The sequence below is a fragment of the uncultured Corynebacterium sp. genome (assembly GCF_937999985.1).
In the GTDB taxonomy this organism is placed as follows: Bacteria; Actinomycetota; Actinomycetes; order Mycobacteriales; family Mycobacteriaceae; genus Corynebacterium.
In genome coordinates this window covers 1-25,811 of record NZ_CALLDG010000052.1, presented here as the reverse complement: position 1 = coordinate 25,811, position 25,811 = coordinate 1, and the positions used below count along the sequence as shown (strand labels likewise).

General features: G+C 63.5%; 16 protein-coding genes and 1 pseudogene. 10 read left to right on the top strand and 7 right to left on the bottom strand.

Going from position 1 to position 25,811, the window contains the following annotated elements; translation table 11 throughout:
• Positions 1-185: 185 nt before the first annotated feature.
• Positions 186-1,907, bottom strand: coding sequence for a VanW family protein (locus Q0331_RS02245; RefSeq protein WP_298074486.1), 1,722 nt, complete (start codon positions 1,905-1,907; stop codon positions 186-188).
• Between the two features lie 41 nt (positions 1,908-1,948).
• On the bottom strand, positions 1,949-3,154 hold the full coding sequence (locus Q0331_RS02240) for a glycoside hydrolase family 3 N-terminal domain-containing protein (RefSeq protein ID WP_298074484.1): 1,206 nt from the start codon (positions 3,152-3,154) through the stop codon (positions 1,949-1,951).
• A 92-nt stretch (positions 3,155-3,246) separates the two neighbouring features.
• Here Q0331_RS02240 and Q0331_RS02235 point away from each other — a divergent pair, with 92 nt between their 5' ends.
• From Q0331_RS02235 to Q0331_RS02225, 3 genes and pseudogenes are all read left to right on the top strand, one after another.
• Positions 3,247-3,786 (top strand): universal stress protein, encoded by a 540-nt coding sequence (locus Q0331_RS02235; protein ID WP_298074482.1) that lies wholly within the window; start codon positions 3,247-3,249, stop codon positions 3,784-3,786.
• Positions 3,787-3,884: 98 nt separating this feature from the next.
• Positions 3,885-4,091, top strand: a complete 207-nt coding sequence (locus tag Q0331_RS02230; protein WP_005297166.1) for a DUF2613 domain-containing protein — start codon at positions 3,885-3,887, stop codon at positions 4,089-4,091.
• A 14-nt stretch (positions 4,092-4,105) separates the two neighbouring features.
• A pseudogene (locus Q0331_RS02225) lies at positions 4,106-6,160 on the top strand (DUF3367 domain-containing protein); the annotation flags it as partial.
• Between the two features lie 1,397 nt (positions 6,161-7,557).
• On the opposite strand, the gene Q0331_RS02220 reads toward Q0331_RS02225, so the two are convergent.
• A complete protein-coding gene (locus tag Q0331_RS02220; protein ID WP_298074480.1) occupies positions 7,558-8,817 on the bottom strand; it encodes an acyltransferase in 1,260 nt (419 codons plus the stop codon).
• A gap of 171 nt (positions 8,818-8,988) precedes the next feature.
• Between Q0331_RS02220 and Q0331_RS02215 the strand changes: the two genes are divergently transcribed.
• Together Q0331_RS02215 and Q0331_RS02210 are read left to right on the top strand one after the other, a co-directional pair.
• Complete coding sequence (locus Q0331_RS02215) at positions 8,989-10,263, top strand: DUF3068 domain-containing protein (protein ID WP_298074478.1); 1,275 nt, start codon at positions 8,989-8,991, stop codon at positions 10,261-10,263.
• Between the two features lie 40 nt (positions 10,264-10,303).
• Entirely contained in the window at positions 10,304-12,115 is a 1,812-nt protein-coding gene (locus tag Q0331_RS02210) for a hypothetical protein (protein ID WP_298074476.1), read from the top strand.
• Here Q0331_RS02210 and Q0331_RS02205 read toward each other — a convergent pair.
• Positions 12,112-13,272, bottom strand: coding sequence for a glycosyltransferase family 4 protein (locus tag Q0331_RS02205; RefSeq protein ID WP_298074575.1), 1,161 nt, complete (start codon positions 13,270-13,272; stop codon positions 12,112-12,114). The genes Q0331_RS02210 and Q0331_RS02205 overlap by 4 nt on opposite strands.
• 94 nt (positions 13,273-13,366) lie before the next feature.
• Here Q0331_RS02205 and Q0331_RS02200 point away from each other — a divergent pair, with 94 nt between their 5' ends.
• The 3 genes from Q0331_RS02200 to Q0331_RS02190 all read left to right on the top strand — a co-directional run bounded on the left by Q0331_RS02200 (position 13,367) and on the right by Q0331_RS02190 (position 18,115).
• Positions 13,367-14,215 (top strand): bifunctional 2-polyprenyl-6-hydroxyphenol methylase/3-demethylubiquinol 3-O-methyltransferase UbiG, encoded by an 849-nt coding sequence (locus Q0331_RS02200; RefSeq protein WP_298074474.1) that lies wholly within the window; start codon positions 13,367-13,369, stop codon positions 14,213-14,215.
• A 235-nt stretch (positions 14,216-14,450) separates the two neighbouring features.
• The gene (locus Q0331_RS02195) at positions 14,451-15,680 is read left to right on the top strand and encodes an acetyl-CoA C-acetyltransferase (protein WP_298074471.1); all 1,230 of its coding nucleotides are present in this window, start codon (positions 14,451-14,453) and stop codon (positions 15,678-15,680) included.
• Positions 15,681-15,787: 107 nt separating this feature from the next.
• Positions 15,788-18,115: a 3-hydroxyacyl-CoA dehydrogenase NAD-binding domain-containing protein gene (locus Q0331_RS02190; RefSeq protein WP_298074469.1), complete on the top strand. Its 2,328-nt coding sequence runs from the start codon at positions 15,788-15,790 to the stop codon at positions 18,113-18,115.
• Positions 18,116-18,277: 162 nt separating this feature from the next.
• Here the strand turns inward: Q0331_RS02190 and Q0331_RS02185 are convergent, their stop codons facing one another.
• From Q0331_RS02185 to Q0331_RS02175, 3 genes are all read right to left on the bottom strand, one after another.
• Entirely contained in the window at positions 18,278-20,227 is a 1,950-nt protein-coding gene (locus Q0331_RS02185) for a VWA domain-containing protein (protein WP_298074467.1), read from the bottom strand.
• Between the two features lie 76 nt (positions 20,228-20,303).
• Entirely contained in the window at positions 20,304-21,035 is a 732-nt protein-coding gene (gene budA / locus Q0331_RS02180; protein ID WP_034965553.1) for an acetolactate decarboxylase, read from the bottom strand.
• Positions 21,036-21,144: 109 nt separating this feature from the next.
• Entirely contained in the window at positions 21,145-22,599 is a 1,455-nt protein-coding gene (locus Q0331_RS02175) for a YeeE/YedE thiosulfate transporter family protein (protein WP_298074465.1), read from the bottom strand.
• A gap of 520 nt (positions 22,600-23,119) precedes the next feature.
• On the opposite strand from Q0331_RS02175, the gene ahpC reads away from it, so the two are divergent.
• Positions 23,120-23,683 (top strand): alkyl hydroperoxide reductase subunit C, encoded by a 564-nt coding sequence (gene ahpC, locus Q0331_RS02170; RefSeq protein ID WP_298074463.1) that lies wholly within the window; start codon positions 23,120-23,122, stop codon positions 23,681-23,683.
• Between the two features lie 186 nt (positions 23,684-23,869).
• Positions 23,870-25,447 (top strand): alkyl hydroperoxide reductase subunit F, encoded by a 1,578-nt coding sequence (gene ahpF / locus Q0331_RS02165; protein WP_298074461.1) that lies wholly within the window; start codon positions 23,870-23,872, stop codon positions 25,445-25,447.
• The last annotated feature ends 364 nt before the right edge of the window (positions 25,448-25,811 follow it).

Below are 25,811 nucleotides of genomic sequence, written 5' to 3'. Positions count from 1 at the left end.
TAACACCCCCACCTCCAAGGTCAGCTTTAGGCGCTCCGAACTGAAGCTTGTAGCCCGGCACTAGGTCTATATGGGTAGCACATCTCGTCCCTACACCCCTAAGGCTCAAACAAAAGCGGGGAGCATGCCATCAAGCACACTTCCCCGCCCCACAACCTCAGAGCTAGAGGCAGTCAGCTTATTCCTTACTTGCAGCTCACAATCGGCTGCGGGTCGTAGACCGTGCGCTGGGTCTCGCGGGAAAGCTCCTTGCCCTTCAGGTCCTTCACAACGCGAGTGTCGGTGATGGTGAAGCCCGGCGCGCCGGAAGACGGCGAGCAGTCGTCACCGTCCAATTCCATCTTCTTCGGAGACGTCGGGTTCGTACGCTCACCCGGGATGGATTCCACATCCACCTGCTTCACACCGTGCAGACGTACAGTGACGGAATCCCCACTCACGTCCGTGGTGATGCGCACGGGCGTATCGAAGGGGTTCTTGAACTTCAGGTCGATCGCGCCCTCGTACACGGTCGCCTCTCGACCGGCCGGGTAGCGGGAGATGTAATAGGAGTGCGGGGTGTGCTCCACGTCCTCCATGCCCGCGAAGTACGAGGCGTTGTACAGCGTGGTTGCGAACTGCGAAATACCGCCGCCGACCGCCTTACCGGCGTGGCCGTCGATGATAATGCCGGACTCCACAAAGCCCTGCGCAGTACCGCGCGGCCCGGTGTGGCCGTTCAGAGAGAACGTCTCCCCCGGCAGCACAATCGCACCATTCACCATCTCCGCCACGCGGCGAATGTTGGTACCCGAAGGGCCGCTGAAACCACCGGTGGTGAAGGTGCCCACCACATCGTCAAAGTGAGCCTTCTTCGCCTGCTCGGTGGTGTACTCGGCCTTCTTATCCTCGTACACAACCTCGTGGTCGCGCTTCTTCTTATCCAACGCCTTGGCTTGCAGGTCGCCCAGCGTTTCCTTCCACTTGATCTCCACACCGTCCTTGGAAGGCACCACCGTGATGTCATCGCCGTGGAACTCGAAGCTGGCGTCGCGGTACTCCACCTCAGTGCTGGAAAGCTGCTCGCTCAGGATCTCCTGTGCCTTCTCCGTGTTCCACTCCGGCATGAACTCGCCGCCGTCCACCTTGAAGGTCAGGATCTCGTGCCAGTTCTGTGGGGTGATCACACCATCGACCTTGTCACGGCCATGGAACACCAGGTTCTTCGCCGTCGCCGGCTTTACGTACTGCTTAGCGGCCCGCTCGGCGGCGTCCTTATCCGCATCCGCCGGGGTAATCATGGCCTCCACGTTCACGCGCCCGTCGGTGTTCAGCCAATTTTCCCTCACCTCGGTATCCAGCAGCTCGCGGTCCACGGTCTGCCCCGGCTTGTCCTCCTTAATATCCGCCTTGCCATCAGCACCGACGGACAACTTGGCGTTTTCCGCGTCGCGGGTAAGCTCCCGCTCCACGCGGTTCAGGGACCGGTTCAGACCCTCGTCCGTAATCTTCGAGATAATGCCCACCTCGCGGGTCTCAAAGAAGGAACGGATGCGAGTGATCGGGTTCAGTGGTTGCTGGCCCGCCTGGTCCACCGTGGCGCCCCAGTCCACCTGCATGCCGGACTTGGCGGGCTCGATGGTGGAGCTCATGTTGCCTGCCAAAACCGTCACCGGCTGGCGGGTGCGTTCGCCCAGGTCATTGCGCAAGCGCTGCTCCGCCTGGCCCTTATCCACACCACTAATGTCCACGCCACCGACGGTCACACCGCGCGGCACCTTGCCCTCACTCATGGCCAAGTCCACTCCGTAGAGGAGGCCCCCCAGGCCGATCAAGCCGACGAAGAACCACGCCCACCACGGAATGCCGCGGCGCTTGCGTGGCTTGACGGGCCGCCGGTTCCGGTTAGTCTGATCCTGAGAATTCACGCAGGTTAGTGTATCGCGAATCCCCCGAACAGGGAATTCTTTTACTCCGTTACACAGGTGCGATTCAGAGAATCGCGCACGCGATCCTCAGGAATCCGCCCGTCATCGATCGCCACGCGGATGGCCTCCACCACATCGGGGATCTCCACGGCCCCCGCTGCGGCAAGCGCCACGTCCGCTCCCGCCGCCAGTGCCGCCACGGCCGCCTCCGGGCCGGGGTAGCGATCCGTCACGGCCTTCATGCCCGTTAGGTCGTCGGTGTAGATCACGCCGTCGAAACCTGGGGCGTCATGCTTCGGCCCATAACCGCCCTCCCGCAGCAGCTTGTAGGCCGCAGGATTCACCGAGGACGGCAAAGGCTCGCCCAGCCCCGGCACCTCCACGTGGCCGACCATCACGGCCATGCCCTCAACATCCACCAGTTCGCGGAAAGGCAGCAGGTCGTTGCCCTGCATCTGCTCCAGCGGCGGGGTGGTCACGGCACCCATGTGAGAATCCCCCGTGGCGTGGCCGTGGCCCGGGAAGTGCTTCAACACCGGGGTCACACCCGCCTGCTGCAGGCCCTCCGAGTAGGCCCGCGCGTAATCCGCCGCCACCTTCGGGTCGGCGCTGAAGGACCGCGAGCCGATCGCGTTATCGGAAATCTCCTGGCCGCCGGCCAGGTCCACCACCGGCGCGAAGTCCACGGTGATTCCCAAGTCGCGGACCTTCTTGCCGTGTTCGGCCATGAGGTCGCGCACCTGATCGGGGCTCATCGTCTCCGCCATCTGCTGCGCACTCGGCAGCTCACCGACGATCTCGGATAGGCGCTGCACCAGCCCGCCTTCCTCGTCCACGCTCACGGTCAGCGGTTCGCCCGCGCGCTCCTCGAGCGCTGCCAGGCTACGCGCGGGATCGCCCTGCCCATTCAGGATGGTTTTATCGGTCTGCGAGCCAATGAAAAGGTGGCGCACACCTTCGTCGACGGCTTGTTCTGCTGATTCGTAGGTGGTGACGCCCACAGCAAGCATCCGGCCAGCCATCTCCCTCGGGGCCTTACCCTCCACCCGGGCACACGCCTGCTGGTTCTCCGCTGGGGGCGCGCTAGATTCGGCGGCGTCGGAGCTTTCGGAGCTGGGTGCGGCGGAAGTGGCAGCGGAGGTGGAGGTATCGGCTGGCTGGTCAGTGGGCGTCGATAAGGAACAAGCGCTAGAGGCAACAACAAGAGCGAAACCTAAAGCGCCAGCGGCTACGTGTCTACGAGGCATAGTATTAACGTAGTAACAAACGCAACGAGCAGTGCACCAATCGTGAAGTGCCACCGAAGCGGCACCGAAGTGCCCACCGAGGAGCGATAAACATGACCGAGCAGGCAGAACAAGCCCAGCAAGCACACCAGCCGGCTTTCGACGCGAGCGGCGATACCGTCCTGATCGCCTACGACGGCTCCGCCGAAGCCCGTGGCGCTGTGGAGCACGCCGGGCGTTTCCTGTCCGCCAAGAACGCCTACATCCTGACCGTGTGGGAGCCGATCCACCGCCAGGCTGCGCGCGCGGCAGGCATGAGCGGCATGATGCAGCACGACTGGTCCAATGAAACCGGCGAGCATCCGGAGGACGACGATCCGGCATACGCAGAGGCCGTGAACATCTGCAACGAGGGCGTGGATCTGGCCAACTCCCATGGTTTTGTTACCGAACCCTTTCTGGTAGAGTCCGGAACAGCTATTTGGAGCGCCATTGTTGACGCTGCCGATGAGCTGGATGTGGATCTGATTGTCACGGGCACCCGTGCACTATCGGGCTGGAAGTCTTTCCTGCAGTCCAGCGTGTCGGACAGCATCATCAAGAACGCCGGTCGCCCCGTATTGATCGTCCCGCCGATCGAAGATGAGGACTAGTTTTCCCAAACGAAGGTCTGTTGGCGTTTCATTAGGTACGATCTACAAGAAGCTAGTACGCTAAAACCACAATAATCCCACTAGGAACAGGAATTAACATGGCTAACGAAACCGCCTCTAACCGTCGCGGCCTGGGCGCACTGGTCGCCTCCGCAGTTGCAGGCCTGGTCCTGGGCGGCGCCGCAACTTTCGGCGCTGGCGCAATGGCCGATACCACTGAACTGCCCACCGACGAACAGATCGCCGTGAACCAGGACAACGCATTCCTGGGCGCCGTCCAGTACGGCGGCCGCATTTCCGAATAAAGGCGCACCATCACGTGCCAACCACGGCGCACCGCCCCCTTTCTCGCCGCGCTTGGGTGTATAGCACCCTCGCGTGGTTTCTTTTCGCATTCCTACAGTCCCCCGGGCTGACCTCGGCCGACACGAAGCTGGACCTGACGGCCAACCCCTGGGGATTCCTCCGCCAAGCGCTATACCCCTGGACGGATACCTTCCCGCTGGGGCAACTGCAGAACCAGGCGTACGGGTACCTGTTCCCGCACGGCCTGTTCTTCGCCGTGTTTTCCTTCCTGCCCGGCTGGGTCACGCAACGTCTCTGGTGGGGGCTGCTGCTGGCGCTTGCGTTCGCCGGGACGGTCCTTCTGCTGCAGCGGCTAAGGATCGGCAGCCGCGGCTCGCGCGTGATCGCGGGCGTTCTCTTTGCACTCTCCCCGCGGATCCTCACCACGCTCGGGGCCATTAGCTCCGAGGCGTGGGTGTGCGCGCTGGTGCCGTGGGTGCTGCTGCCCGTGGCGAGCGCGGCGATGCTGGGGCGGGATGCCCAGCTAGACCGCCACACACGCTCCCACCTGGCTAAATACGCGCTACTCAGCGCCCTGGCCGTGCTGTGCCTGGGCGCGGTGAACGCCGTGGCCACCGCCGTGGCCATCCTGCCCGCCGTGATCTTCTGGCTGGGTATGTGCATCCGCCGTCCGCGCGTGGGCCTGTACTTCGCGCTGTGGTGGGTGCCCGCAGGCCTGCTGGCCACGTTCTGGTGGATCGGCCCGCTGCTCCTGCTGGGCAAGTATTCCCCGCCATTCACGGACTACATCGAGTCCGCATCCCTAACCACCAACTGGATGAACCTCGCGGAGATCCTGCGCGGCACCACCAGCTGGACCCCCTTCCTCTCCGCCGAACGCCAGGGCGGTTACGAGCTGGTCGGCGAACCCGTCTTCGTCGCCGGCACCCTGCTGGTGGCGTTCCTGGGCTTATGGGGGCTCACCCGCCCGCAGCTACCTTTCGCCCGCCGCTGGCTGGCGATCCTGCTGCTGGGCGTGACCGCGATGGTCTTCGCCACCGCCCCGATCTCCCCGCTGGCCTCCTGGGGCCGGATTTTCCTGGATGGCGCGGGCGCCCCGCTGCGCAACCTGCACAAGTTCGACCCCCTGGTGCGATTGGCGCTGGTGGTGGGCATCGCCCACGGCCTCGCGCGCCTGCCCTGGCCGGGGCTTAGCCGCGAACGCTGGGCGCGGTGGCTCCACCCGGAGAAGCACGCGGAGGTCCCCCGCGCCATTGCCATCTGCCTGCTAGTCGTCGTGGTCACCGCCACGGGCTGGTCGGGGCGCATCGCCGCCGCGGACGCCTACCGGAGCGTGCCCGACTACTGGACCGAGGCCGCGGACTGGCTGAACTCGGAAGTCGCCAAGGAAGCAGGGGAAACCCACGCCCCCGCCCGCACCATGATCCTCCCCAAGGCACGCTTTGCACGCCAGACCTGGGGAAACACCCGCGACGAACCCGTCCAGCCCCTGTTGGACGTGCCGTGGGTCGTGCGCGACTCCGTGCCGCTAGTGCAGCCCGAGGCCATCCGCGGCCTCGACGGCGTGCAGCGGGAGCTGGAAGCCGGCACCGCCATCCCCTCCCTCGCCGCCGCGCTGTGGCAGCAGGGCGTGGGCTACCTGGTGCTGCGCTACGACCTGACCACCGCCGCCGACACCCCCGGCGCCAAGCGGATCGAGCGCACCCTCGAGCGCTCCGGGGGCTTCAGCAAGACCGCGGCCTTCGGCGACGACGAGGAGGTGCGGATCTATCGGGTGGATCCTGTTACTCCCAACACTGTGGGCACTGCGGGTGACCTGCGGATTATTGACGCCGAACGCCTCGACGTCACCCATTCCAGCGCCGAATCCCTCCCCCGCCTGGCAGCGGCGGACGCGGCCCTGGGTAGGCAGGGTGCGGCGCGGGCGCGTGTGGGGGCGTCACAAGGCAAAAAACTAGAGCTACCCGCACAGACGGTGACGGACACGCCCGCGCTGCGCGACCACAACTACGGCAACGTGGTGGGCGCGGACAGCGAAATCCGCAGCGAAGACGACCCGGTGCAGGTGCTGAACCCGGTGCGCGACTACCCCGTGCGCGATGCGGACGGGCAGGAGGTCGCGCCGGAGCAGATGACGCGCGTGGAAGGCCGCGGCGAGGTGCGGGTCTCCTCCACCGCCGCGGACCCGACGAGTTTTGGCGGGGCGGAGACGTATTCTTCCGCAACCTCCGCGGTGGATGGTTCGCACAGGACCGCGTGGCGGCCGACGGTCGGCAACGTGGCGGGGCAGTACATCGAGTTCCGCATGGACGAGGCATACAACAGGCTGGGCTTGCACCTGGACATTCAGGGTCGGCCTGCGCGTGTGCAGGTGACGACGTACCTGCAGGGGAGAATCGTGTCGGGAACGTCCGCAACCCTTAAGACCGGCGAGACCAACAAGGTGAAGGTTCCCGCCGGGCGGGCCGATGCGATCCGCGTGACGATCGTGGGCGCCTTCGGCGACTTCGGCGTAGCCGAGGCGAAGGTACTGGCCGATGGAGAAAAGGACGTCACGCCGCGGCGCGTGCCGACGGTGCCCCCGGTGGATGGCGGCGACGACTCACAGGGCAACGCGGGAGCAACAGGGGCAACAGGAGCAACACTGAACCGGTGGGTATTCGGCCAGGAAATCAGCGAATCCGTCATGCTGCGCGGCTTCGAGGCGCCGGAAGCAATTGGCAACGGCGCGGGCGAGCTGCCGGTTGTGGTGCACACCTCCGAATGCGCCCGCGAGAACCAGGCGCCCGTGACCATCGACGGCAAGGGCTACACCTGCGGCGACACCCTGAACCTTCCCGCGGGCAAGCACGTGCTGTCCACCACGGCGCGCTGGGTGGCGCTCTCCGTCGCCGAGCCGCTGTTCGGCGCGGCGGTGCGGGAAATCCCGGCGGCGCAGCCGGTGGAACAGGCCAGCCCGCTGGAGCAGTTGGCACCCGGGGAGCAATCCACCCGCCTGGAGGCCTCGGATAAGAAGCGTGTGCTGTTCAGCCCTTCGCAGGCGAACCCTGGGCGCATCGCCACGCTGGAAGAAGGTGGCGAAACCACGCAGCTCACGCCGATCACGGTGAATGGCTGGCAGCAGGGGTGGCTCGTCCCGGAGGGCAAGTCCGGGCTGGTCACCACCCACTTCGAGGGCACGAAACTTTACCGCGCGTGGCTGGCCATCGGCCTGGTGGCGGCGCTGGTGCTGGTAGGACTGTGCATCTTCGTGGTGCGGCGGACCCGCCGGATGCCGGCGCTGCCGAATAGTACGGCGGCAGCGATAGCTGAGCCAGTGGCAGCAGACAAGGCCCAGGCTACAGAGCACACCCCACGGAGCCGTGCCATCCGTCGCGCCATCCTGGCGGGCAAGGTCATCACCGGAACGGCCGCGTTCCTGGCGCTATTGCTGTGCATCCGCGGCGCCTGGGGCAGCGGAAACTACTACGCGGGCGGGTTCGTGGTAAACGGCGCGCTCGCCGTCGTGCTGCTGGCCGTGGTGGTCTCTGTCTTGGCATCCCGAACCGAGCGCCACCAGGAATTAATGGACCGGCGCGCGGGCTCCTCCACAAAGGAGTAGCTCAGCGCGGCCACCGGCACGCTCAGCACGAACGTTGCCACCAGCACCAGGGCGGTGTGCCCGCTGAACAGTGGCACGCCCAGCAGCGGAAACACCAGCGATAGCAGCGACATGTGCCACAGGAAGATCGCGTACGACCAGCGGCCCAGCGCCTGCATCAGTGCCGACTCAAAGAACCTCGACCGCGGCGCCAGCGTATAAGGAACGATCAGCGCGGCAGCGAACACCAGGCCATATAGCGTCCGGCGGGCGAACTCCGCCGGCGCCGCGTGCGTCAGACCCTCCGGCCCGTCCGAGGCCGCGACCGCCAGCGCACCGATGGCCAGCAACCAGAACACCCAGCGAAACTTCGCTACGAATCGCACCTCCGGCAGCTGGTACCGGGCGTCAATACCCTCGGCTCCATCCTTACCCGTGCGCGCGTAGGCACGATCCTGCACGATAGACTCCAGCTCCGCGCCGAGCAGCCCCACCCCGAACCATGCGATAAACGCAGGTGGCATGATGTGCGGGTTCAATCCACCCGGCGCCGGGGGCTCGGCGAACGCGGGGATGAAGGCCCAGCCGAAGCTCGCCGCGGCCACCACGACGATCCACACGATGCGCCATTTTCTTTCTCGACGCCCCCACGCCACCGCAATCACAGGCAGCACTAGGTAGAAAGCCATCTCTACGCACAAGCTCCACAGATGGGTCAGCCCGCCGATCAGCCCACCGTCGACGTAGATCTGCACCATGATGACGTTCGAGATCATCTGCCACACCGTCGGCGAGCCCGCAACCGGGAAGAACAGCAGCACAATCGCGACAGTGACCAGGTAGGCCGGGAAGATGCGCCCCAGGCGCTTCACGTAGTAACCCGCCAAGGTCAGCAGATTGTCCTGCGAGGTAGATACCGCAAAGTCCGCCCGGTGGCGGCGCCACAGCAAAAAGCCGGAGAGGGCGAAGAACACGGGCACAAAGAAATCCGTGCGCGCCATCATGCGGTTCAGCAGGTTCCCCGTATCCGCGCCGGTTTGGAACGCGACGTGCGTGATGATGATGCCGGAGCAGGCAATCGCGCGGAGACCTTCCAGTGCAGGTAGGAAGGGCGCGGGGCGGGCGGAGGGAATCTTCGTGCTCATCGGAATCAGCTTAACCGAACGGCACGCGGAAACACCCCCGAAGACTTTTCTAGAGAAAAATTCTAAAACTGCAAAGTATCTAGTTTTGATTGGCTAAAGTATTGGAAGCTTTACAGGCTAACTACAGTCACCGGATAGATATAGACAGATAGAGTCAGGAAACCCCATCCTATGAAGAGAATCCTCTCCTCCGTAGCGATCGTGCTCGGTGTAGCCATGCTGGTCTTTGCCATCGCACTGCCCACCTATGTCGTCCCGAAGGGCAAGGTGCTGCCGCTGGACCTCGTATCCACCACCATCACCCCGAAGACCCCCGGCAATCTGCTGGACTCTGGGGCGCTTGCTGCCGGCAAACCGGTGGGCAACAACAAGGACAAGCCCGAGTGTAAGGGCGACAACCCGCAGGTGAGCTGCTTCATCAACAAGGACTTGGAGATGCAGTCCCAGCGATTCACCACCGCCCAGGAACCTTCGGACGATGATGTCGTGACCCTCGAGTCCGGCCAGACCCTGTTCCGCACGGACCGGGAAGAGCCAAAGAACCTGATCAGCGCGTCGATCGACCACATCACCCTGGATCGCAAGACCCAGATGCCCGTGCCGGAGCCGACGTCCTCGATCGAGCTAAACGCACCGGCCCTGGATGCAGCTGCCAACGAGGGTAAGGACGAAGAGGTCGAGGCCTCCGTCGCTCCGTTCACCCGTCCGGGCATCACCTACCAGTTCCCGATGGGCACGGATCGCAAGTCCTACGACTACTTCGACATGCAGATCCTGAAGACCCAGCCGATCGACTACGTCGGTGAGGAAGAGCAGGACGGCGAGAAGGTTTACCGCTTCGAGCAGACCGTTCCCCCGACCGAGCTGTACCCTGCTCTGCGCGAGCGCCTGGAGGCCGACGGCGAGCTTTCCAAGGGCGACAAGGGCACCCTGGCCGCGCTGCGTCTGAAGTTCCCGGCGAAGGTCTGGGGCATCGACCCGGACGACATCAAGAACAAGGACGGCGAGCAGGCCGAGAAGAAGGACGAGAAGGCCGACGAAAAGAAGGAAGGCGAAGACGGCGAGAAGGAAGAGGACCTCGGCCCGGAGGTCGAGCTGTCCCGCTACTACACCGTCCACCGCGTGCTGCGCGTGCAGCCGGATACCGGCGTGATCGTCAACGGTTCCGAGGAAGTCTTCCAGTACTACGCGCAGGATGACGAAGAGGCGCAGGAGATCTTCGAGAACAAGGAAGAGGAGATCAACAACCCGACCCGTACCGCCGTGTACTTCCCGGGTGCCTGGGATGACGAGTCCCGCGACGGCCAGATGAAGAAGGCCACCGACGGTCTGCAGAAGATCAAGCTGATGGGCACCATCCTGCCGTGGATCCTGGGCGTGGTTGGCCTGATCCTACTGGTAGTCGGCTGGATCGCTCACCGCTCCGCACGCCTGGCGGCTAAATAATTCCCGCAATTATTTCCGCTGAGCCACTAGACTATTGGCTGTGAAAACGCAGCCCCCGAAGACCACCACCAAGCGCGATCAAAGGATCGCGCTGGGGTGGTCTTTCCTCGTCTCTATCGTCACTTTGTGGCCGTTCTGGCTGGGTCTGCGCCCGGATTCCTCGAAGGCGTTTCTGCTGCGGGACATGTTCGTGCCCGATTCCCTACCGGAGAATTCCAACAACCTGGGCATCAACGATGGCGCCCCGCGCGCCCTGCCGCAGGATGCGGTGCTAACGCTCTTCTCCCCCACCGTCTCCGCTACGCTCCTGGCCAGCGCACTGGTTCTGGTTTCCTGCCTGATGGGCTGCTACTTCGCCGCCGCGATGGTGCGGGATATGGCGGGCGGTCGGCTTTCCGCGCAGCTGGTTGCAGCTTTGTTTGTGGTGTGGAATCCGTTCGTCATCGAGCGTTTTCTGCAGGGCCAGTGGACCGTCGCCACTGCAGGCATGTTGCTGCCTGCGGTCGCTTTTCTGGCCGCCGCGCGCTCCCACGGTCTGCTGTATGTGGCGATCTGTTTGTGTGGCTTTGTGCCGACTGGTCTGATCCTGGCGCTGATCACGGCGCTGGTATTCACCCCCTCGCACGGGGAGCGCCTGCGCAGCCTCATTGCCAGCATCATCGCCGCGTTGCCGTGGTTGCTGCCGGCGATCTGGATTTCTAATCCTTCGCAGACCCGCTCCGATGCCCTGTCCGCCGCCTTGTTCTCCGCTCGCGGCGAGACCTTCTTAGGCCCGCTTGCCTCCACGATGGGGCTTTCGGGGATTTGGAATGCCGAGGCCATCCCGCCGTCGCGCACCCTATTTTCGGTGGTCATAAGTGTGATCCTTTGCGTGGTGCTGATGCTCGGCTTCAAGGAGCTGTGGCGCGTCTATCGCGGCGTTGCGGTGCTGACTGTTCTTGCCTTAGTGACGCCCCCTCTGCTGGCCACCGGCTGGGGCGTGGATCTTATGGGCTTTGCAATTAGCCACGTGCCCGGCGCGGGCATGTTCCGCGATACCTCGAAGTTCGTCTGCCTGGCGATTCCGGGATTTGTGCTGCTGATAGCCGTGGCGGTGGAGCGGATGGACCCGCGCCGCCGCGCTGGGGACGTCCGAGAGGCCCCGGCTAAGGCGGACAATCCCAGCCGTTCGCGGTGGGCGCCGCGTGCCGCGGCGGCCGGCCTGGCTGTTGCGTGCGTGCTGACTGTCCCCGCGTACCCGGCGGATATGGCGCCGCTGAAGCGGGTGCAGCTCTCGGAGACGTGGAGCCAGATGTTCACCATCATCTCCGGCGCTCCGAACGGCAAGATTGTGCTGCTCCCGCCGGGCAACTACCGCACCCGCGGCGACCGGCCGCACGTGGATCCGGGGCTGAAGTTGCTGCCGGGTTCACCGATGGATCCGGGGTTCCTGGTCGTCGATGGCCAGGTGGTGGATGGCAACCCAGCCAGCATGAGGATCCTGTCGGATCTTATGAACGGCAAGAACACCCTCAAGCGCAATGGCGTGAGTTGGGTGCTGGTGGACTGGTATTCCATCACCGACGGTGCGGCGATGACCAAGGCGCTGCAGGTGCTGAACTCCAAGGGCATCCGGCGCGTTCTCACCGCTGATAACTACGACCTCTACCGGGTGCAGAGCCCTACTCTGCCGCGCTCGCCGGTCCAAGATCGCGCGCCACTGTTCGTGGGCATGACGTTTTACTGGATGCTCATGATGTGGGGCATGTGCGTGTGGCTGTGGCGCGTCACCCGCCGGCTGCAGCTGAACGGCCGCACCCGACAGCTGCCTGACAAGGCGGACAAGGCGGGCAAGGCTGACAGCGCTGACTAGCGCTCGCGCGCGACCTCCTGGCGCAGCAGCTTCTCCCATGCCGCGCCGGTGGCGTCCCAGGAGAACTCCTCGGCCCGGCGCTTCGCGGCCCGGCCCATTTCCCGTCGCTTCTCCGGGTTATCCAGCAGGTATTCGACTGCGTTCATCAGCCCGCCGGGGGAAGAACACAGCAGCCCGGTCTCCCCGTCGATGACGGAATCCCGCAGCCCGGCGGAGGACTCATAGCCGACCGTCGGCACCCCGTGCTGTCCTGCCTCGATCACAGCCAGGCCCCACCCCTCCTTGCGCGAGGGCATCACGTGTACAGAGGCGCGGTTGAGGATGCGGTGCTTAAGCTCCTCGGACACGAAACCGTGGAACACCACCAGCGGCTCGATCCCCAGCTCGCGGGCGTAATCCCGTAGACGATCCGCCCACCATCCGTCGCCGATAACATCCAGGCGTACATTCGGGTGGGTGCGCGCCACGGCAGCCAGCGCGTCCAGTGCGTGCTCGATCTGCTTGTGGGGGACCAGTCGGGACAGCGCCACCAGGTGGATCGTCTGTTCCTCGCTGGCGTTGTCAGAGTTGGGGCTGGGGGCGTCCGGAATCAAAGAAGGAGCGACCGGATCGATGCCGTTACGAATGATCTCAATGTTGCCGCGCGGCACGCCAAGCTCCACCAGCTCCTCGGCGGAGGGGGCGGAGACGGTGACCCAGCGGCGGCGCCGGTGGATCCAGGGCGAGATGGTGGACTCGATCAGCCAGCCGATGCGGGAGAGGATCGGGCCGGCGACGGACCACTGTTCGCGGTGGCAGTGGTGGGTCAAGACGACGGTGGGCGCGCCGCTGACCAGGGAGGCGAAGAATGGCACGCCGTTTTGGGTATCCACCACAACGTCCGGACGGCCAATATCCGCCAGGGACCCACGCCCCCGACGGGCAGCCAGGATCGCGGCCAGCGCGCGCGGGTAAACCGTCAGGTTGCCGCCGCCACGAGAAAAACGGAAATTGCGGCCGACCTGCTGCGATCGTGTGGAGCCGGGATAGTGTGCGGTACGGAACACCACTTGGTGGCCCTGGTTGGCCAGGTACTCCCCCACGCGCTCCAAGTAACGTTCGCTGCCGCCACCTTCGGGGTGGTTTGTGTCGCGCCAGCAGAGAAGCAGTACTTTCATGATGGACACTATGTTAGTCGCCACCGCCTGCGACTTTGCAGGGTTTGGTGAATCTGCAGAAAGAGTCAGCACAACCTGAAAAGATAGACACTCGATGAGCCAGAACAACCACCCCGACCGCCAGCGCCAGACCCTGAGCGTTTTCCGTCGCCGCGCCACGCTGCGCCGCTCCTTCGGCCTGCTGAGCGACTTCAAGTACGAGCAGACCCGCCCCGACATCTTCTACGGCCACCTAGCCGAGGACACCGTCGGGCTGATACGCGACATCTACGCTGGCGTGCGCGGCGCGGGGCAGGGTTCTGGGCGGGAGGCTAGACAAGCTGTAGACCAGAGCGAGCCCCTGCACGGCACGAAGATCCTGGACGTCGGCGGCGGCCCCGGCTACTTCGGCGTGGCCTTCGATAAGGCCGGCGCGGACTACTACACCTGCGAACCCGACGTCGGCGAGATGGCCGCCGCGGGCATCAAGCTGCAGACCTCGGTGCGGGGTTCGGGGCTGGACCTACCTTTTCTTAGTGACGCCTTCGACATCACCTACTCTTCCAATGTCGCCGAGCACGTACCGGATCCGTGGCGGATGGCCGATGAGATGCTGCGGGTGACGAAGCCAGGCGGGGTGATGATCTACAGCTATACGGTGTGGCTGGGTCCATTCGGCGGGCACGAAACCGGACTGTGGCAGCACTACGTGGGCGGGGAATTCGCCGCCCGGCGCTATGAAAAGAAGGTGGGCAAGCCGCCGAAGAACCGCTGGGGCGAGAGCCTGTTCAACGTCTCCGCAGCCGAAGGCCTGGAGTACGCGCGCACGGTGCACGGCGAAAGTGCCGAGTTGGTGGCCGCGTTCCCGCGCTATCACCCCTGGTGGGCCTGGTGGATGGTGCGAGTGCCGGGGCTCCGCGAGTTCGCGGTTTCCAACCTGGTGCTGGTGTTTCAGAAGCGCTAGGACTACCCCCAATTCAGCGGGGGCACCTTCTAGGGGCAGAAAAAGACATAAGACTACAACTATTTCCCCAAAGAACGGGTAATGTGGCGTGAGACACAAGTCTAGTGTTGCGACCTGCTAAGTCACTGGAATCATGAGCCGCTGGATTTCTGAACCACAGGGTTCATGAACCACTGTCCTAGCCGATCGCTGCACTAAAGGATCACTGTCGAGAACGATAGGAAATAGGACTGACATGACCAGTAACACTGGCGCCCCTGAGGCATTCATTTACGACGCCGTCCGCACCCCCCGTGGAAAGGGCAAGCCGGGCGGTTCCCTGCACACCGTAAAGCCCGTTGACCTGCTCTCCGGCCTGATCGAGGCGATCATCGAGCGCAACCCGGGCATCGACCCCAACCGCATCAGCGACGTCATCGCTGGCTGTGTCACCCCCGTCGGCGACCAGGGCATGGATATCGCCCGCACCGCCGCTCTGAACGCCGGCCTGCCGTACACCGCCACCGGCTTCCAGGTGAACCGCTACTGCGCTTCCGGCCTGACCGCCGTGAACCTGGGCGCACAGAAGATCCGCTCCGGCTGGGACGACCTGGTCTTCGTCGGCGGCGTGGAGTCCATGTCCCGCGTCCCGATGGGCTCCGACGGCGGCGCCCTGGCAATGGACCCGGCCTCCAACTTCTACAACGACTTCATCCCGCAGGGCATCTCCGCTGACATCATCGCCAGCCTGGACGGCCTGTCCCGCGAGGACCTCGACGCTTTCGCTGCCCGCTCCCACGAGCGCGCATCCAAGGCATGGGAAGAGGGCCGCTTCGACCGCACCGTTGTGCCGGTGAAGGATCAGAACGGCATCACCCTGTTGGACCGCGACGAGACCATCCGCCCTGGCACCACCGTCGAGGGCCTGTCCGGCCTGAAGCCCGCCTTCGCCATGATCGGCGACCAGGGTGGCTTCGACGCTGTCGCGCAGACCAAGTACCCGCAGCTGGAGCGCATCAACCACCTGCACCACGCAGGTAACTCCTCCGGCATTGTCGACGGCGCAGCCCTGCTGGCCATCGGTTCCGAGCAGGCTGGTAAGGACTTCGATCTGACCCCGCGCGCCCGCGTTGTCTCCGTCGCCACCTCCGGTGTGGAGCCGACCATCATGCTGACCGCCCCGGCTCCGGCCTCCCGCGCCGCCCTGGCCAAGGCTGGCCTGAAGCCCGAGGACATCGACATCTGGGAGATCAACGAGGCATTCTCCTCCGTCGTCCTGCGCGCGCAGCGCGAGCTGAACATCCCGGACGAGAAGCTGAACGTCTCCGGTGGCGCCATCGCCATGGGCCACCCGCTGGGTGCAACCGGCGCGATCATCACCGGCACCGCCGTCGACGAGCTGCACCGCACCGGCGGCCGCTACGCCCTGATCACCCTCTGTGTCGCAGCCGGCATGGGTGTGGCCACGATCATCGAGCGCGTCTAACCGACCTTCCCGCAGACCAAAACACAAGAAACACTCAATTTTCCTCTGACAACCTCCCGCGGACGCAAGCGTGAGGGCGTCAATAAATAAAACAAGGAGCATCACACATGAGCATGTTCAAGTGGGACCAGGATGGCGACGGCATCGTAACCATCACCATGGACGACCCGAACCAGCCGGTCAACACCATGAACGACACCTTCCAGGGCGAGCTGCCTGAGCTGGTGGAGAAGCTGCAGGGCGCAGTGGAATCCGGCGAGGCCAAGGGTGTGGTCATCACCTCCGCGAAGAAGACCTTCTTCGCGGGCGGCGACATCAAGTCGATGATCAAGTCCACCCCGGAAGACGCAGAAGCAATCACCAAGCAGATCAACGGCATGAAGGCCGGCCTGCGCGCCATCGAGACCCTCGGCGTGCCGGTTGTCGCCGCCATCAACGGTGCGGCGCTCGGCGGTGGCCTGGAGATCGCCCTGGCCACGCACCACCGCATCGCTTCTGACGCCAAGGGCCTGAAGGTTGGCCTGCCAGAGGTCACCCTGGGGCTGCTGCCGGGTGGCGGCGGTGTGACCCGCGTGGTCCGCATGCTGGGCATCCAGGACGCACTGATGAAGGTTCTGACCACCGGCCGCCAGTTCCGTGCAGAGGACGCACTGAAGACCGGCCTGATCGACGAGGTCGTCCCGGCTGACCAGCTGATCGATGCTGCCAAGAAGTGGATCAAGGAGAACCCGGAAGCATCCCAGCCGTGGGACCAGAAGGGCTTCAAGATCCCGGGCGGCACCCCGACCAGCCCGAAGCTGGCACAGTTCCTGCCCTCCTTCCCGGCTAACGTGACCAAGCAGATCAAGGGCGCACCGATGCCGGCACCGAAGGCCATTCTGAAGGCCGCCGTTGAGGGCGCACAGCTGAAGAACATCGAAGAGGCCCTGGCCGTGGAGACCCGCTACTTCGTGGAGCTGGTCACCGGCACGACCTCTAAGAACATGATGCAGGCATTCTTCTTCGACCTGCAGTACTGCAACGGTGGCGGCTCCCGTCCGAAGGACGTTGAGAAGAAGCAGTTCAAGAAGCTGGGCATGGTTGGTGCCGGCATGATGGGCGCAGCGATCGCCTACGTGGCAGCGAAGGCTGGCATGGAGGTCGTGCTGAAGGACATCAAGATGGAGGCTGCCGAGAAGGGCAAGTCCTACTCCGAGGGCCTGGAGGCCAAGGCGCTGAAGCGCGGCAAGACCACCGAGGAGAAGTCCAAGGCTCTGCTGGACCGCATCAAGCCTTCCGTCGACTACTCCGACCTGTCCGACTGTGACATCGTGATCGAGGCCGTTTTCGAGAACACCGAGCTGAAGCACAAGGTCTGGGCAGAGATCGAGGCAGCCGTGCCGGAGGATTGCGTGCTGGGCTCCAACACCTCCACCCTGCCGATCACCGAGCTGGCTACCGGCGTGAAGCGCCCGAAGGACTTCATCGGTATCCACTTCTTCTCCCCGGTAGACAAGATGCCGCTGGTGGAGATCATCAAGGGCGAGGAGACCTCCGACGAGACCCTGGCTGCGGCCCTGGACTTCACTGGCCAGATCCGCAAGACCCCGATCGTCGTAAACGACTCCCGCGGCTTCTACACCTCCCGCGTCATCGGCTTCTTCCTGAACGAGGCTATGCGCATGCTGGCTGAGGGCATCGACCCGGCCGTCATCGAGGCCGCTGGCCGCCAGGCTGGCTACCCGGCACCGCCGCTGCAGCTGCAGGACGAGCTGAACCTGAAGCTGGCCCGCAAGATCGGTTCCGAGACCCGCGCTGCCCAGGAGGCCGCTGGCCTGACCGTCGACGACGGTGGCGTGACCGAGATCGTGGACAAGATGCTGGACGAGTACGACCGCCCAGGCAAGCTCGAGGGCAAGGGCTTCTACGAGTACAACGAGGAAGGCCGCCGCACCGGCCTGTGGCGCGGCCTATGGGACGAGCTGGGTGCCGGCAAGGTGAAGGTCGCCGACGGCGAGTCCACCGTTGCAGGCTCCGGCCTGGAGACCGCCGCTACCGGCGCAGCCCAGAAGGCTGCTGCTGACTCCACCGGCGTATCCGCTGGCTCCAACGTTCCGGCTGACGCTCCGGCCTTCATCGACCTGGTGGAGCGCCCGCTGTTCGCCGAGGCTCTGGAGACCCAGAAGTGCATCGACGAGGGCGTGCTGACCTCTGATGCGGATGCCAACATCGGCTCCATCATGGGCATCGGCTTCCCGGCATGGACCGGCGGTACCCGCCAGTACATCAAGAACTACGACCGCCCGGCCGCCGCTACCCTCCCCGAGGGCAAGGTCGCGGACCGCGACGGTGGCGACTACCCGACCCGCGGTGTTGCAGGCTTCGTTGCCCGCGCTGAGGAGCTGGCCGCCAAGTACGGCGAGCGCTTCACCCCGCTGGAGTCCCTGAAGGGCTAGTTCTCAACTGGTTTCGCCCCCAGGGCATCGCCCAGAGCGAGAACGCTTTAAGCCCCCAACTCCCTTTGCGGATTACCTCCGCTGGAGTTGGGGGCTTAATTTATGCGCGGCTAGGGGCCCAGTGCCTAGCGCCGGGAGAGCGCTCAGCGCCTCCTCGAACGCCTAGCGCTTGCGGCTGTAGGCGAGGGCCACACCGCCACCGCCCAGTGCAAGCAGCATTCCCACGATGACGCTGTACCAGATCAGGTTGTGGCTCGAGTCGGACTCCTCGCTGTCCTTTTCCTCGGATTCAGCAGCCTGCTTGGAATTGTTTTCACTGTCCTCGTCTTGCGGATGGTCTTGCGGATGCGAAGCCTCCGAGAACTTCGGGCCGGGAATCTTCTCCCCCGTGAGCTCTGTGGTGAGCTCATAGGTGGCGGCCTCGTTCTTCACCTCTGAAAGGTCCCTGTGCTCGCCGCCACCCCAGCTGTTGTTGAAGAAAACCACGATGTACTGGTTCCCATCCAACCAAGATTTCCGCGCCGCAACATCGCTCGGTTGTTCCTCACCATCGCCCACCATGTTGCGATAGTTCAGCCTGGCGGCATGGCCGAAGGCAACGGACTGGCCCTCGGTGGCCGAATTGACGGATTTACTTTCCTGCAAAGAAGCTGCTTGTCGCACAGAGTTTAGGGTTTGTACCTGCAATTGAGAGATACGCGCCAGTTCCTCGTCAGGGGCCGTGAGCAACTTCATTCCACCCCGCAGCTTCTGCCCATACTCAGCGTTGATTTTGTACACGTGAGTTTCACCAGGCACGATGTCGGCCTTCACCGTAGACTTACCGTCCGCCTTGAGCTCCGTGGCGTTGTGGAACCACGTCCCCGGCTCTACCTTCTCCACGTCTTCGGCAGCTTGCGGGGAATCCTCATGGGAGAAGCTCTCTTCCTCGAAAGGCTCCGGAACACCATTGAGGTCTTCGTTCGCGAAGCGCTTGATGGTGACCTCCGCGGGAATTTCCTGCCCCTCGTACGGGCCACTCTTGCGCACTACCTTGAACTTGAAGTCACCTGCTGGACAGTCTTCGCCTGCCTGCTTCGTGGTGTAGGAGGAGAAGAAAGGCCCATTGGAATCGATGATCCCGGTGTCTCCGCTGCTGTCCAGGAAGCAGTTTGATTCCTCTACGTCCAGCTTGAGTGCGAAGTTGGACTTCCCCAACCCATCACCTTGAGAGGGCGGAGGCATCGTGGCCACGCTGAGCGCCAGACGCTCGCCTTCGGCGATGGGGGTGCTGAAGTACTCGGCGCCGTCCTCGTCCTCCCGGTCGCCACCGGACTTTTCACGCAGTTTCGTGGAGAACGTCTCCACATCCGCCGGCACCTTGGCTGCCGATGAGTAATCGTCGCCTCCGCTGATCTCCTCCGCTTCCGTCTCAGTGGTCTGGGCCGTGCGGGTAGTCAGCCGCTTCATGGAATCAGCCAAACTCACGGTGTCCTTGGCGTCCATGTACTCGCCGCCTCCGGCCTCGGCGATACACTCCAGCTCCTTGCGGGCCTTGGAATCCACCAGGAAGCCGACGGTGTTGATGGTGAGGTCAATGCCTTCCTTCTTCAGGTCCTTGGCGACCTCGCACACTGGTGGTGGGGCGCAGGTGTCCTCGCCATCAGATACCAACACGATCGAGCGCTCGCCGTCCTTTGGCAGCTCCTCGGCAGCTTGCCTCAGGGCCGGCCCCATCGGTGTGTGTCCAGAGGCCTCCACTTTGCCGACTTCTGCGGGAATCTTGGTTACGTTCCCTTTTTCCACTGGCAGCAGGGTTTTTACGTCCTTACAGCCGGCGTCGCGTTCTTCCGGCGAGTTTCCGACCTCCGTTCCGTAGACCATGAATCCCAACTCCGCGTCGCTGGGCACGGCCACAGAAAACATCTGCGCCGCGTCCTTTGCTGCGGCTAGGCGCGTCTGCCCGTCAGCGTCCGGAGTTTTCATCGACCCGGAAGCGTCCAAAATCAGCATCGTCGGCGGGATATTCTTACCCTCATCCTCGGCCCGAACTTCCTGTGCCGGTGGCACGACGATTGTCACCAGCGCCGCGATCAGCGCAACTGCGAATAGCAGCGAGCTTCTTTTAGCCATTGCTTAACACCCTTCGGTAATCCCTGCGGATCACCTTATATCGACCGGGAAACAATGGCAGGCTTTTTGAGGGTGGCTAGTCCTTAACCTCCGTCTTGTGCAGCTGGGCGTCTAGATCCTCCGGGTCCAGGTTCGCCTCGGAGAACGCACTGGTCAGCGGCAGGCGTAGTTCCAGGTCGGTGCCGGGGCACAGCTCGATCTTGCCCTCTTCCAGGGTGAAGTCCAGCACGTGCCCGCCGACGGTGCGCGAGTCGTCGATGAAGTGCACGTGGCATCCGGGGACGGAAATCCCCTTCTCGTAGACAGGCGTGCGGAAGCCCGCGATAATGCCCGTCACGTCGGTGAAGTGTTGCTCGGCGTCATCGTCCGTCGCCTCAACCATCGGCCGATAGGGCGGCTTCTGCTTCACGACCGTGCGGGTGACCACGCTGCTGAAGTGTCCGGTGATGCGGACGGCGTACATGTAGTTCGAGGAGGGCGTCATGCCGTCGATGAACTTCGATAGATCCGCGCGACGAATGTTTTCCGGGGCGCGACGGCGGATGCGCGGCACGAAGTTCGTCGCCACGGCATAGGGACTGCGGGTTTCCAGATCGGCGCGGGTGGCACTGCCATCGTGGCGCAGCTGGTAGCAAACGCCATCAATGATGACCATCTCGCCATCCAGCGCATCGAACGTCCCCAGCCCGAAGTTTCCCTTGCCCAGCAGCTCACCGACGGTCATCTCGCCGTCGTAGATGCCGTCCAGCAGGGCGGTCATCAGGGAGTTCTGGAAGATTGTGTGCCTAGTTACCGGTGAGTCGCTCATGCTCCCCATTGTTGCCGTGCTCGCTCGTCACTCGCTTTTCTTAGTGACGCCCCTCTCGCCCCAACCACCCCCAATATGGGGCGGTGGGGCCGAATAGGCTGCTGGCAGCCTAGCTGCCCTTCTTGACGGTGATGGTCCAGCCTGCGTCGGTGGTCTGCTCGAAATTCGTGACTTCATGGCCATCGGTGGCAGCCCACCGCGGGATGGCATCGGTGGCTTGGGTGCAGTCAAAGTCGATTTGCAGGGAGTCTCCGACGGAAAGGTCAGCCATCGCCGCCTTGGCGTCGATCAGAGGGAACGGGCACACCGCACCGAGGGTGTCGAGCTTATAAGTCCGGTCGCCGACCAATTTGAGGTCGCTATCTCCGCTGGCGCCTACCGATTCGGCGCTTTCCGCAACCGTGGCCTTGCGATCCAGCAGCAGGGTGCCCGTGGTTTGGAAGCCCAGCTGCGCCGCCATGGCCTTCTGCTCTGCGGCTGGCTGAGCGGTGCGTGCGGAAGACTGATCCTGGCCAGTCTTAGGGCTAGTTTCCTGGCCCGGCACCACATCCGTGGGCTTGAGCCACAGCTTGGCGGCTGCCCAGATGCCGATGGCGATAAACAGCAGCGCAACCCAGCCCTGGTAGCTGAACAGGGAGGTCTGCACCATGCCGTTGCCCACAGTGCAGCCGCCGGCAGCGGAGGCGCCCACGCCCATCAGCACGCCGCCGATGACGGAACGAACAGCCTGCTCGCCGGAGGGAACGCGCAGACGGAATTCACCAGATGCCTTGGCAGCGAAGAATGCACCCACCAGCAGGCCGAGCACCAACATGACTCCCCAGTCCACCGTATCTTCGCCGCTGACGAGGAACTTAGAGAGGTTGGACGATGGGCTGGTGATACCTAGTCCGTCGTTGCGGCCCGTCGCTGCCGACAGTGGCCATGCGAGCACACCCAGCGCACCGATGATGGCCGCGGTGGGATAGAAGTGCCAGGGCTTTTCCGCCAGCAGGTGCGCGAGGCCTGTCTTCTTCGACTTCAGGGTCGCCATCTTCGGCGCCCTAGCTTCCTGAGCGAGGAAGTGGCGGGTCAGGAAGCCAACCCCTAGCGCGAAGGGAATAACGAGCCACCAGACGGAGATCCCCAGAGACCCGTGGATGGTGGTGATGGGCAGCGTCCAGCTGCGCATCCCCTCGTTGAGAGCGTTAAGCGAGCCGCCCTTCATAGCTGCAGCACTGCCGGCATAAAAGATCAGCGCCAGCCACGAGCCGATAAGGCCTTCGGCGGAGCGGTACCAGGTGCCGGATGCGCAGCCGCCCGCCAGCACGATGCCCATGCCGAAAAGCAGGCCGCCCAGCACGACGGCGAGCGGTGCGAACTGCTTGTACTCGGGCGTAATCACTCCCGCAGTTGTGAGGGCGGCAAGGCCGACCGCGTGTACTGCGATGACGATGAGCAGGGCGGTGAAGCCTCGCCACGTCTTATTCAAGAAAATGTCGCGGATCATGCCGGTGACGCAGAACCTGCCGCGTTGCATGACCCAGCCGAGCACAGCACCTAATACCAATCCGGTGACAATCATTGAACCCCTACTCCAAACTAAAAGTGAACCGATCTGTTCAGTAGATTGCAGAAACCCTAGCCGTCTTTTAGATGTTTGTAAAGGCATATGTAGACCGTACAGTCTATTTTAAGAATCCATGAATCATTACAGGCCAGTTCAAGACACTGTTTTTATTTATTGATCCGGTAGACCATGCTGTCTGTAATGTCCTAGAAAAGGAAACAAATGTTAAGCAGCTCGCCCCCGTCATTCCTGGATCCATACTCCGCGCCATCCAGATTCCTGCATCGATAACGCCCGCGACTATCACTCATAATCCATCACCAATCTAAACCTATAAATGCTTGACTTTTGCAAAGGCATCGCTATAATAGGTGGTGGAACGCGACAGAAAAGCTTCTATTGCCGCCCCGATGATCCACTTTGGCGCCAAGATGACCGTCAAAACGGCGCTGAAGAAAATCGGTAGGCTTTGTGGCGACAGTTGCGAAGAACTGCCAACTAAAAACCCGAAACCAAGCCCCCAAGGAGGCACAGCATGTCCCTCATCAACACCGAGATTCTGGATTTCAAGAACCCCGCTTTCTTCAACGGTGAGTTCACCGAGGTATCCAAGGACGACGTCCTGGGCAAGTGGTCCATCTTCTTCTTCTACCCCGGCGACTTCACCTTCGTCTGCCCCACCGAGCTGGGCGACCTGGCTGACCACTACGAAGAGCTGAAGGGCATGGACGTAGAGGTTTACGCCGTATCCACCGACTCCCACTTCGTGCACAAGGCATGGCACGCAGAGTCCGAGCAGGTCGGCAAGGTTAACTACTACATGCTGGGCGACTCCACCGGTCAGCTGACCAACAACTTCCAGAACATGCGCCCGGGCGCCGGCCAGGCAGACCGCGCAACCTTCCTGGTCGACCCGGAGGGCAAGATCCAGTACATCGAGCAGACCGCCGAGGGCATCGGCCGTGACGCTTCCGAGCTGGTCCGCAAGGTCAAGGCCGCTCAGTACGTCGCAGCTCACCCGGGCGAGGTCTGCCCCGCCAAGTGGGAAGAGGGCGAAGACACCCTGACCCCGGGCATTGACCTGGTTGGCAAGATCTAACTTCCCCTTCCACTCCCCCGCCGCACCCAGGCGGGAAACCCACGGCGGGCCGGGCTTTCCACTTACGGATCCCGCCCGCCGTTTTTAGCGCCTTTAACTCACCAATAAACCCCATTCCCCGAAGAACCCCCGTGTGGCGCGCACCCCCTTAGGGTGGCGTCAATAAACAAAGAAAGAGAGCACCCCATGGCTAAGCAACTACTGGACGACAACCTGCGCAAGCAGCTCGGCCAGCTCGTCCCCCGCATCACCAAGGACATCGAGCTGGTGTACAGCCTGGACGACCGTTCGGCTTCCGAGGACCTGGAGAAGCTGCTGCAGGACATCGCCGAGCTGTCCGACAAGATCACCGCCCGCCGCGACGACGCGCACGAGCGCAAGCCCTCCTTCAGCATCGTCCGCACCGGCAGCGACATTTCCGTGGCCTTCGCGGGCATCCCGATGGGCCACGAGTTCAGCTCCCTGGTGCTGGCGCTGCTGCAGGTCGGCGGCAACCCGATCAAGGAAGACCAGGACCTGATCGAGCAGGTAGAAAACCTGGACGGCGACTACGAATTCGTCACCTACATGTCCCTGACCTGCCAGAACTGCCCGACCGTGGTGCAGGCGCTGAACACCATGGCGGTCCTGAACCCGCGCATCAAGCACACCGCGGTGGAAGGCTCGCTGTTCCAGGACGAGGTCAACGAGAACAATGTTCTGGCCGTGCCGACCATCTACCTGAACGGCGAAGAGTTCGGCCAGGGCCGCACCACCATCGAGGACTTCGTGCGCAAGCTGGACACTGGTTCCGCAGCGCGTGAGGCGAAGAAGCTGAATGAGAAGGACGCCTACGAGGTGCTGGTCGTTGGCCAGGGCCCGGCAGGTGCAGCAGCCTCCATCTACGTCGCCCGCAAGGGTCTGAGCGTCGGCCTGATCGGCGAACGCTTCGGCGGCCAGGTGCTGGACACGAACTCCATCGAGAACTTCATCTCCGTACCCTCCACCGAAGGCCCAAAGCTGGCGGCGGAGTTCGAGGAGCACGTCGGCCAGTACGACATTGACGTGGTGAAGGCCCAGGCTGCGACCGGCCTGACCCCTGCCACCGAGGAGGGTGGCCTACACACGGTGCACTTTGGGGATGACGCCACCCTGCGCGCCCGCGCCCTGGTAATCGCCACGGGCGCACAGTGGCGAACCCTGGGCGTTCCAGGCGAGGAGGAGTACCGCAACAAGGGTGTGACCTTCTGCCCGCACTGCGACGGCCCGCTGTTCAAGGGGAAGTCCGTGGCCGTGATCGGCGGCGGAAACTCGGGCATCGAGGCTGCGCTGGACCTGGCAGGTGTGGTGAAGCACGTGACGGTTCTGGAGTTCGGCGAGGCCTGCCGGGCGGATGACATCCTGATGCAGCGTGTAGAGGAAACCGCGAACATCGACGTGATTACCTCGGCAGCGACGACGGAGATCGTGGGCGACGGCAAGAACGTCACCGGCCTGACCTACACGGACCGCACTAACGACGAGTCGAAGTCGCTGGAGGTCGCGGGCGTGTTCATCCAGATCGGCCTGGTGCCGAATACCCAGTGGCTGGGCGAGAGTGGCGTGGAGCTGAACAAGATGGGCGAGATTGTGGTCGACGAGCACAATGCCACCAACGTCCCGGGAGTGTACGCCGCCGGCGACTGCACCGAAGTACCCTTCAAGCAGATTGTGATTGCCCAGGGTGCCGGCGCAAACGCTGCGCTGGGTGCGTGGCAGTACACGGTGACTGCGCCGAAGGCCTAGGGACTGCGTGCGCCGAAGGCCTAGCTGATCTGACTGCGCGGCGGGGCTGCAGCTGCCGCGCTGCGCGGCAGGGCTACAGCTACCGCGCGCCACATCAGCCCCATTAGCCCCACTGAACTATCTGCACCTCTCCAATATTGGAAATAGGGAGCAACCCAAGGGTGGCGAAGCGGGGTTTTGGCTCAAATGTCGCTAGAACGAGAATACGTTACTGCGAATAATTTGCATTACCGCAAAACCGCAGTTCAGAGGCCTGCAGCCGGTAAGGGGGCCATGGCGCATTGTTGCGCATTCCCGTTCTAACGACATTTCCGCCTCCGTAGCCCCACTTTCAACACCCCAGCACACCTCGATCCCCCTCGGC